The sequence below is a fragment of the Chromobacterium sinusclupearum genome, assembly GCF_002902845.1.
GTDB classification, from domain to species: domain Bacteria; phylum Pseudomonadota; class Gammaproteobacteria; order Burkholderiales; family Chromobacteriaceae; genus Chromobacterium; species Chromobacterium sinusclupearum.
This window is the reverse complement of the sequence record NZ_PPTF01000058.1, coordinates 21,868-32,240: the sequence shown is the minus strand read 5'-3', so window position 1 is coordinate 32,240 and position 10,373 is coordinate 21,868. Positions and strand designations below refer to the sequence as shown.

The 10,373-nt window shown below is 60.1% G+C and carries 6 protein-coding genes and 1 pseudogene; 4 read left to right on the top strand and 3 right to left on the bottom strand.

All coding sequences use genetic code 11. The features are described from left to right. The first annotated feature begins 221 nt into the window (after positions 1-221). Together C2134_RS11970 and C2134_RS11965 are read left to right on the top strand one after the other, a co-directional pair. Positions 222-2,219: a M13 family metallopeptidase gene (locus tag C2134_RS11970; protein ID WP_233196430.1), complete on the top strand. Its 1,998-nt coding sequence runs from the start codon at positions 222-224 to the stop codon at positions 2,217-2,219. A 141-nt stretch (positions 2,220-2,360) separates the two neighbouring features. Further along, positions 2,361-3,170 carry an endonuclease gene (locus C2134_RS11965; RefSeq protein ID WP_233196429.1) on the top strand — a complete coding sequence of 270 codons (810 nt, stop codon included), beginning with the start codon at positions 2,361-2,363 and terminating at the stop codon, positions 3,168-3,170. A 72-nt stretch (positions 3,171-3,242) separates the two neighbouring features. Here C2134_RS11965 and C2134_RS11960 read toward each other — a convergent pair whose 3' ends face one another. From C2134_RS11960 to dinG, 3 genes and pseudogenes are all read right to left on the bottom strand, one after another. Further along, positions 3,243-4,421 carry a porin gene (locus tag C2134_RS11960; RefSeq protein ID WP_103320327.1) on the bottom strand — a complete coding sequence of 393 codons (1,179 nt, stop codon included), beginning with the start codon at positions 4,419-4,421 and terminating at the stop codon, positions 3,243-3,245. Positions 4,422-4,619: 198 nt separating this feature from the next. Beyond that, positions 4,620-4,907 (bottom strand): annotated as a pseudogene (locus tag C2134_RS11955) (DUF3579 domain-containing protein); the annotation flags it as partial. 115 nt (positions 4,908-5,022) lie between these two features. Beyond that, positions 5,023-7,146 (bottom strand): ATP-dependent DNA helicase DinG, encoded by a 2,124-nt coding sequence (gene dinG / locus C2134_RS11950; protein ID WP_103320332.1) that lies wholly within the window; start codon positions 7,144-7,146, stop codon positions 5,023-5,025. Positions 7,147-7,300: 154 nt separating this feature from the next. On the opposite strand from dinG, the gene C2134_RS11945 reads away from it, so the two are divergent. After that, positions 7,301-9,259: an aminotransferase class I/II-fold pyridoxal phosphate-dependent enzyme gene (locus C2134_RS11945; protein WP_103320325.1), complete on the top strand. Its 1,959-nt coding sequence runs from the start codon at positions 7,301-7,303 to the stop codon at positions 9,257-9,259. Positions 9,260-9,449: 190 nt separating this feature from the next. Continuing rightward, positions 9,450-10,373 (top strand): ornithine carbamoyltransferase, encoded by a 924-nt coding sequence (gene argF / locus C2134_RS11940; protein ID WP_103320324.1) that lies wholly within the window; start codon positions 9,450-9,452, stop codon positions 10,371-10,373.

The following is a 10,373-nucleotide window of genomic DNA, read 5'->3' as shown; positions in this document are numbered from 1 at the left end:
GCGGATCCGCAACCGGAGCTGCACATCAAGCCGAACAAGGATGCGACGTATGCGCCGGTGGCGATGGTGCTGGCGGAGTCGCAGCGTTTGGGTTTGACGAAGCTGGGGATAGTGGGATCGGAACAGTTCCTGCAGTAAATAGGTCTTAACGACCTGACACGGAAGGCAGCCATGGGCTGCCTTTCTTTTGTGATGAGTGTCGAGAGGGACGAATAATGAAAATGAGAGCATTAGCCTTGGCTGTCTTGTTTGCAGGCCAGGCTTGGGCGCATGGCGTGTCGGGCATCGATTCCGCCAATTTCAATGCCAATGTGCGGCCGCAGGACGACATCTATCTGGCGGTCAATGGCAAGTGGCTGGACACGCATGAGATCCCCGCCAGCGAATCCTGGGACGGCGCTTTCAAAGAATTGCGCGATCTGAGCGAGGCCCGCAGCCGCAGCTTGATTGAAACGGCCTCTGCGAAAAAAGACGCGGCGGGCAATGAGCGGCAGATTGGCGCTTTGTACGCCAGCTTCATGGACGAGGCTGCGGTGGAAAAGCTGGGGCTGCAGCCGATTGAGACGGATCTGCAGGCGGTGACCATGCTGTCTAGCCGTGGCGAACTGGCGCGGCTGCTGGGCGGTTGGCAGTCCAGCAATGTCAAATTGCCGATCAGCCTGTATGTGAACATCGATGCGAAGAATGCCACCGCCTACCTGCCCGAGCTTTACCAGAGCGGTCTGGCCATGCCGGATCGTGATTACTATCTGGGCAAGGATGCGCGTTTCGTCAAAATGCGCGAAGCGTACCAAAATTATCTGGCGCGGCTGTTCCATCAGGCCGGCTATGCCCAGCCGGACAAGCGCGCCAAGCGAGCAATGGCGCTGGAAACCAAATTGGCCCAGTTGCAGCGCAGCCGGGTGGAAAACCGCGATCCGCAAAAAACCTACAACAAGATGACGCCGGCGCAGTTGGCCAAACTGGCGCCTAAAGTCGATTGGCATGGGTTTTTCGCTGCCGCGGACATGACAGGCGTGGGCGAATTCAACGTGGCGCAGCCGGAGTATGTGTCCGGCGTGGCCAAGCTTTTGCAGAAAGAGCCTCTGCTGAATTGGCAGGACTATCTGATCGCGCATATTCTGGATGGCTATGCCCCGTATCTGAACAAGGCTATGGTGGACGCGCGCTTCGATTTTTACGGCAAAGCCCTGTCCGGCACGCCGGAGCAACGTCCTCGCTGGAAGCGTGGCGTCCAACTTGTGGAGTCGTCATTGGGCGAGGCTTTGGGCCAGTTGTATGTGGCCAAGTATTTTCCGCCTGAGAATAAGCTGAAGATGCAGGAGCTGGTGGGCAATCTGATGCAGGCTTATCGGCAAAGCATAGATGGCTTGAGTTGGATGGGGCCGCAGACCAAGCAGGCAGCGCAGCTCAAGCTGTCCAAGTACATGCTGAAGATTGGCTATCCCGAGCATTGGCGCGACTATGCAGGACTGGTGATCAAAGCCGATGATCTGGTCGGCAACGTCAAGCGCGCCAACCGTTTCGAATACGAATGGCAATTGTCCCACTTGGGCAAGCCGGTGGATCGCACCGAATGGGGCATGACGCCGCAGACAGTCAATGCCTATTACAATCCATCGCAAAACGAGATTGTGTTCCCTGCGGCTATTCTGCAGCCTCCGTTCTTCAATGGCGCGGCGGATGATGCGGCCAATTACGGTGGAATCGGCGCGGTCATCGGTCACGAAATCAGCCATGGTTTCGATGATCAGGGCAGCCAGTACGATGCCGATGGCAATTTGCGCGACTGGTGGACGGCTGAGGACAAGGCGCGTTTCCATGAGCTGACCAGCAGGCTGGTGGCGCAGTATGAAGCGTACGAGCCGCTGCCAGGCAAGCATATCAACGGCAAGCTGACCTTGGGCGAGAATATTGCGGATAACGTGGGCCTGCAGATCGCTTACAAGGCTTACCAGTTGTCGCTGGCGGGCAAGCCTGCGCCGGTGATTGACGGCATGAGCGGCGATCAGCGCTTCTTCTATGGTTTTGCGCAGATCTGGCGCGGCAAGATGCGCGATGAGGCATTGCTGCAGCGCCTGGTGAGCGATCCGCATTCGCCGGAGGCATTCCGCGCCATCGGCGCCACATCCAACAGCGACGCGTTTCAGCGCGCGTTTGAAGTGAAGCCTGGCGATAAGATGTACAAGCCAGAGGAGCAGCGCATCCGGATTTGGTAAGCCCTTGTTGGGAGTGGATGTGAAGCCCGCGCGATGGATTTGCGCGGGCTTTGTAATAATTAGGCAATCATATTGCCGCTATTGGCTTGAGTGCTTACACTCCGGTCAATGCGAACATCGATATTTCTAATTTCAATCAGTTTGTCCCTGGCTGCCTGCGACACTCACCAGTTGAGCCAGGTGGCCAAGTCTGGCGAAGTCAAGCAATTGGCCGCACTGGGCGAGGCTTTGCTCTCTGGAACCGGGCAAGCGGCATCGATACAGGTAGACAAGGTGAGCCCTCAGCCATTGGTTGGCGGCAGCAAGGAGGTGGGGCATCGGAACTTCACTGCCGCCAAGCGTATCCTGCCGAGGCTGTATTCCGGCATGGAGGTCGACTTTTATTGCGGCTGCCGCTATCAGGGCAAGGACGTGGACTGGGCATCTTGCGGCTATCAGCCACGAAAATCGGAAAGTCGGGCCAGCCGCATCGAATGGGAGCATGTGGTGCCGGCCTGGGTGCTGGGGCATCAGCGCCAGTGTTGGCAGCAGGGAGGCCGCAAGAATTGCGCCGCAAATGATCCCTTGTTCCAGATGGCGGAGGGTGATCTGAATAATCTGGTGCCGGCGGTGGGGGAGGTCAACGGCGATCGCGCCAACTTCTCCTATGGCGCTTGGGAAATTCATCCCAGGCCCGTGTATGGCCAGTGCCAGTCCATCGTGGACTTCAAGCTCAAGCGCTTTCAGCCGCGCGAGGAGGTTAGGGGGGCAGCGGCGCGGATTACGCTGTATATGCACCAGCGCTACGGCTTAAGCATGAGCCGGCAGGACAAGCAGCTGATGTGCGCCTGGGCGCGCCAATATCCGGTGGATGAGTGGGAGCGCCAGCGCAACAAGCGCATCGTGCAATGGCAGGGGGAGGGCAACTTCCTGGTGTCGCAGCCGGAGGGGTTGAACAGGGTGTGTGGTTGATCCATCTGTCCAGGTAATAAAAAAACCGCCACGGCATGCCGTGGCGGTTTCGATTTTTAGATCGAATCAGGCTCAGAACGCAACCTTCATGCCGAAGCCGAAGGCTTGCGGGCTGTTGCCACTCGTCAGCTTGGCGCCGCTGGTGCCCAGACCAGTGTCGTATACCGCGTCATTGGCGAAGTTGGCGTTAGCCTTGGCGTTGTTGGTAATCTTGGTGTAATAGGCAATCAGCTGGGTAGTTTTGGACAAATCATAGGTACCGCCCAGGATCCACTGCTTGGCCTTGTAGTCGTCGCCATTGGAGGCGGCCGATACGTTCTTCAGGCTGCCCAGCTGGCCATAGCCCAGCTTGATGGAAGCAGCGCCAAAGTCCTGGCCCAGCGCGATCATCCAGTCATCCTGCTTCAGCTGAGCGCCCTTGGTATTGTCATAAGTGGCCCACTCGTAATAGCCGCCGATGTACGTACCGAAGTCAAACTTATAGCTGCCGGCAATGTTGTACAGGCTGACATTCTTGCCGGAGAAGCCGGTGCCTACGGAGTTGGAGTCACCACTCACGGCGCTGTCATAGCGACGGTCCCAGGCAGTGCTCAGGTTGAGACCGCCCTGATTATAGGCTAAGCCCAAAGACAGGCGCTTGGCGTCAGTGGCGGAGCCATTGGACGGATCAACGGCGCGCGTTTCATCCACGCCCCAGGATGCGCCCAGCTTGAAGCCGGCCCAGTTCGGAGAGTACCAGTGGATCGAGTTCTTCAGACGCTCTTCGCCACGACCGTTGACGGAAGACTTGCCAAAGTTTTCAGCGGTGGTGTTAATCAGGATATCTACGCCAAGCGCGCTATTGCCACTGCCGGACAGGACTTTGTAGGCAGAGTCATTGTTGCCCAGCAGCACCTTGCCGAAGTCGGCGTTTTCGATGCCGATGAAGGTGTTGCGAGTGCCAAAAGTGGCGTTGGGAGTCGAGCTATTGTCGGATTGACCACCTTGCTCGAAGTTGCGCAGGCTGCTTTCCACTTGCCAGATGGCCTTGGTGCCGTTGCCCAGGTCTTCGTTGCCCTTGAAGCCGATGCGGGAGTTATAGTCGGAAACACGAGTACGCGAGGTGTAGTCGTTGGCCGAGTTGCCGTTGCCGGTGGCCTTGACGGATTCAATGCCAGCGCTCAGGAAACCATAGATGGTGACGTCAGCGTGAGCTGCGACCGGGACGATGAACAGCGATGCAACCAGTGCTGCCAGATTCTTCTTTTGCATGATGGAACTCCAAGTCAAGTCGGACGGTTCTGCGATGAAGCGTGAAGGTTCGGCATGTCTGTTCACAGATTAGACTGCCGCTTCACAACTTGTCTGAGTTTAACCACAGAATATGACAAAACTGTTTCCAAACTGGCAAAAAGAGTGGCGAGAATACGACGCTTGTTGCGTTTATGCCGAAAACTTGTTCGGGTAGATTTCGTCGATGAGTGTCCGACAATCGACTACGCGCAGGTCATTGTCTTTGGCGAAAGCCATCAGGAACTGGAAGATTTGCGGGTAGATTTTTTCCAGTTTCTTGTCCACGGCCACGCAGCGCACGCCTTCCAGCATCATCGGGCGGACGAAGGCGTGGTAGGACAGCTTCTGATTGGTGTCGAAGGAGGCGAGGATGCCGGCCAGGCGCTCGGCCCAGTCGCTGGGGCGAAAGGTGCGACCCTCGGAGGTGAGGCCTTGGATCACGATTTCGTACGGATTACAGATCATGGCGGTGGGACCAGTATGTTTGCTTTGGGTGTAGCCTGTTTTGTCGTACTTGCTAGGGGATATTGTAGGCTGGCGTTATTTGCTAATGCGAAAGTTCCGTGATCATACCTGAAAATCATATGCGCTTGAATGGGGGCAGCGAGGCCAGCAGCTTCTTGCCATAGCTTTGCCGAGTCAGGCGATTGTCCAGGATGGTCACGCGGCCGTAGTCGCGCTCGGTGCGGATCAGGCGGCCGACGGCTTGCACCAGCTTGATCGACGCTTCCGGCACGGTCAGCTCGATGAAGGGATTGCCGCCGCGCTTTTCTATCCAGCGCGACAGCGTCTTGCCCACTGGGTCGTCCGGCATGGCGAACGGCAGCTTGGCGATGATGACGTGAACGCAGCTCTCGCCCGGCAGGTCCAGGCCTTCCGAGAAAGAATCCAGGCCGAAGATCACGCTGGCTTGTTGGTTTTGCAGGCGCTGATGGTGGGTGTCCAGCAGCGTGCGCTTGGGAATGTCGCCCTGAACCAGCAGCTGTTCGCGCAATTCGGCCGGCAGGCCGGCGGCCACGTCCTGCATCTGCTTGCGCGAGGAGAACAGCACCAGCGTGCCGACCGCCTGGGAGAGGTCGATCAGCTTGGGCAGCCACTCGATAATCTCGCGGGTGTGGCCGCCCGGGTCTTTGGGGCTGGCCAGCAGCGGCGGCAGATACAGTTCGCCTTGCTCGTCGAAATTGAACGGCGAGTCCAATGCCAGGCAGCTGACTTTGGGCAGCCATTTCAGGCCGGTTTGCGACAGCAAGAGCTCGAAGTCGCCCAGCGAGCGCAGCGTGGCGGAGGTCAGGATGGCGCCGGCGGCGCGGCGCCACAGGGTGGCGGCCAGACTGGCGGCGGCGCTGACGGGCGACGCGGAGAACAGATAGTCGCCCTTGCCTTCGGAGCGGCGGGTAATCCATTTGGCGATAGGCGGCGCGTTTTCCGGCGTTTCGGTATCGAACAAGTCCCACACCGCCATCAGCTGCTCGGCGCGACCGATCAGGAAACCCAGCTCGGTGGCGGTTTTGTCCAGGTCGGCGTCGCCGCTTTTGTCCTTGCGCGCCTCGGACAGGGCATTGCCCATATCGTCCAGCTGCTTGCTCAGCGCGCGCGCGGAAATCGCCATATTGGCGGCCGGCGTTTTCAGACGCTCCGGGAGGATGCCGTCTTCGATCAGCCAGGATGGCTCCAGATTGTCGCTGCTGGCGGCGAGCGATTCTTCGCTGCCCAGCAGCCATTGCCACTCGGTCAGCGTTTCCACGCAGGCGGCAGCGGAGTCGATGGCGCTGCTCGCCAATTCGGCCTTGCCGGTATGCGCCTCGGCATGGACCACGACGGCAGCCACCTTGTCCAACCAGCCCAGCGCCTGGCCGAGCGAATGCTCAGCGGCGAACTGGTTGATGGCTTTCTTGGCCAGATGGTGCGCCTCGTCTATGCAATAGAAGCTTTCCTCGGGCGCGGGCAGGATGACGCCGCCGCCCATGGAGACGTCCGCCAGCATCAAGTCGTGATTGGCCACCACCACGTCCACGTTTTCCAGCGTGTCGCGCGCCAGATAGAACGGGCACTCCACGCGGTTGGGGCAAGCGGTTTTCAAACAGCCGTGGCGGTCATTGGTGACGCGCGCCCACAGGCCGTCTTCCACCACGCTGTCCCAGCTGTCGCGGTCGCCGTTCCATTTGCGCTGATGGAAGGCATCGGCCATGGCGGTCAGCGCGTCCAGTTCGGCCTGTTCCGGCTTGTGGTCCCACAGCGCCATCATCGGGTCCGGCTGCAGCAGGCTTTGCTGCGCGTGCTGGGCGGTGAGGCCGTACAGGCGGTACGGGCACAGATAGCGGCCGCGGCCCTTGGCCAGGGCGAAGGTCAGCGGCAGGCCGCTGTTTTCCACCACGAAGGGCAGGTCGCGGTTGACCAGTTGTTCTTGCAGCGCCACGGTGGCGCTGGTGACCACCAGCTTTTTGCCGCGCGTGCGCGCCATCACGCCGCCGGCCAATAGATAAGCCAAGCTCTTGCCGACGCCGGTCGGGCCCTCGATCACGGTAATGCTTTCGCCCTCGCGCTCCGGCCATTCGTCGCCGACTTTCTCTTGCGAGCGCGCCAGCGCATTGGCGATTTCGGCCAGCATGCGGCGTTGCGAGGCGCGCGGGCGGAAGCCCGGCAGGCGGTCGGAAATGGCGCGATAGTGGTCGCGTATGGCGTCTTTTTCGGCATCGGTCAGCATGGCGCAATTGTAACGTATGCGGCCGATGTGCGCCTGCATAATGACGGCGGGCGCAGGATGCGGATAGGATAGGGGGAAACAAAAAACACGCGCATGGCCGGACAGACTCCACATATAACAATGTGCGCGGCAAACACAATCAGGAGAAACCATCATGAAACCCGTTAGCCGCGTGCTCGTGGTCAGCGACGATGTGACTTGGCAAGCCGAAGTGATGGCGGGCCTGGGGGCCGCCGCCGTGCGGCTGGAGAATCCGTTTGGCCTGACTTTCGTTGCCGCCAACGCCACGGCGGAAACCATGGAGCTGCTTGCCCGCGACGGCGAAGTGCAGGTGGCGCTGGTGGACCGGCAGTTGAAGGGCACCGCCAATGGCGAAGCGGCGGCGCAGCTGGCCAACCGCATCAGCGATTTCCGTCCGGAAATCTCGCTGTACGTCTTCTTGCGGGATGACGACGAGCGAGCGCTGGTGGAGGAGTTGGCCAGCCATGCGGTGGACGGCTATTTCTACCGCGACGAAGCCGATTTCAACGGCTGGTTCCGCATTTTGTCGGCCGAATTGGCGGAAAAATCCGCCACTCCTTTTTATGACCGGCTCAAACAGTATGTCAGGATGGCCAAGGATTCCTGGCATACGCCTGGCCACTCCGGCGGTGATTCGCTGAAGGGCAGCCCGTGGGTAGGCGACTTCCACGAGTTCGTCGGCGAGCATCTGCTGCGCGCGGATTTGTCGGTATCGGTGCCGATGCTGGATTCGCTGCTGCATCCCACCGGCGTCATCGCGGAGGCGCAGATGTTGGCGGCCAAGGCCTTTGGCGCGCGCAAGACCTATTTCGCCACCAACGGCACCTCCACATCCAATAAGGTGATTTTCCAGACGCTGCTGGCGCCGGGCGACAAGCTGCTGCTGGATCGCAACTGTCACAAGTCCGTGCATCACGGCGTGATTCTGTCCGGCGCGCGGCCGGTGTATCTGGACTCGTCGATCAACCGCCAGTACGGCATTTTCGGGCCGGTGCCGAAGACGACCATTTTCCAGGCCATAGACGAGAATCCGGACGCGCGCGTGCTGATCCTGACTTCATGCACTTACGATGGCCTGCGCTACGACCTGAAGCCCATCATCGAGGCGGCGCACGAGAAGGGCATCAAGGTCATCGTGGACGAGGCCTGGTACGGCTTCGCCCGCTTCCATCCGGCCTTCCGCCCCACCGCGCTGGAGTCCGGCGCCGACTACGTGACGCAAAGCACGCACAAGGTGCTGTCGGCGTTCTCGCAAGCCAGCATGATTCACGTCAACGACCCGCGCTTCGACGAGCATTTGTTCCGTGAAAACTTCAATATGCATGCTTCCACCAGCCCGCAGTACAACCTGATCGCCAGCCTGGACGTGGCGCGCAAGCAGGCGGTGATGGAAGGCTACCGCCTGCTGGACCGCACCTTGAAGCTGGCGCAGGAGCTGCGGGAGAAGATCAACTCCACCGGTGCCTTCCGCGTGCTGGAGCTGAATGATCTATTGCCGGAAGAAATGCGCGAGGACGGCATTCAGCTGGATCCCACCAAGCTGACGGTCGATTTCAGCCGTTCCGGCTTCACCGCCGACGAGCTGCAGCAGGCGCTGTTCGAGCGCTACAACGTCCAGGTGGAGAAGTCGACCTTCAGCACCATCACGCTCCTGCTGACCATAGGCACCACCCGCAGCAAGTTGTCGCGGCTGTATGACGCGATGCTGCGGCTGGCCAAGGAAGGCCGGCCGCCGCGCGCCCTGGGGCGGATGCCGGAAATCCCGCGCTTCACCCGCCTGGCCTGCCTGCCGCGCGACGCATTCTACGAGGCCGGCGAACGTTTGCCGCTGCTGGATGACGACGGACGGCCGAATGCCGCGCTGAGCGGGCGCGTGTGTTGCGACCAGATCGTGCCGTATCCGCCCGGCATTCCGGTGCTGGTGCCGGGGCAGGTGATAGACGACACCATACTGGCTTATCTGGCGCGTTTGCAAAAAACGCAAAAAACCATAGAAATGCATGGTTTGGCCGAAGATGGCGGGGAATTCTACGTGCGGGTGCTGCGGCCGGAGGAGTGGGCGGAGCTGCCGGGGCGCAGCCTGTTCAACTGAGTGCTTGTCAGACAGGGCGATTTCCGATAAATATAACAAATGTCGCATTTCTGTAAAACATGCCTGTGTGCTTATGGGGGTGCGGCATTTGTAAAGTGACTTGAGACCAGCGTGTAGTAATGTGCCGTTGCGCATGAAATCACCTCTTGGTGTTGCACGCGCAACGGCCTCTTTTTTTGATTGGAGCATCATGACGTCCGTAAGGCATTACCTGCAGTTCAGCGACCTCACTCCCGACGAGTACCACCATCTCTTCGCGCGAAGCCAGGTCCTGAAGCGACGACAAAGCGCCGGCGAGCTGTACCGGCCGCTGGTCGGCAAGGTGATGTCCATGGTGTTCGAAAAGAATTCCACGCGCACCCGCGTCTCGTTCGAGGCCGGCATGGCGCAACTGGGCGGCCACGCGATGTTTCTGGATACCAAGAGTTCGCAGATTGGCCGCGGCGAGCCTATCGAAGACACCGCGCGCGTGCTGTCCAGGATGAGCGACATCATCATGATCCGCACCTTCGAACAGGGTCTGGTGGAGCGCTTGGCCGCCCACTCGCGGGTGCCGGTGATCAACGGCCTGACCAATGAGTACCACCCGTGCCAAGTGTTGGCCGACATTTTCACCTATGTCGAGCGGCATGGTTCGATCAAGGGCAAGACCGTGGCCTGGATAGGCGACGGCAACAATGTGTGCCGCACCTGGCTGCAGGCCGCGCGCCTGCTAGGCTTCAAGCTGAAAGTAGCGTCGCCGCTGGGTTACGAGCTGACCGCGCTCGATGGCCATCATTACGGCCCTGATGTGCTGGAGCTGACCCAGGACCCCGTGCGCGCCGTGCAGGAAGCGGACATCGTCACCACCGACGTGTTCACCAGCATGGGTTACGAGGCCGAGCAAATCGCGCGGCGCGAGGCTTTTGCCGGCTATCAGGTGACGGTGGCGCTAATGCAGCATGCCAAGCCCCACGCCTTGTTCATGCACTGCCTGCCCGCCCACCGCGGCGAGGAAGTGGCGGCAGAGGTGATAGACGGTCCGCAGAGCGTGGTGTGGGACGAAGCGGAAAACCGCATGCACGTGCAAAAAGCCCTGATCGAATTCCTGCTGTTGGGACGCAGCCAGGACTGA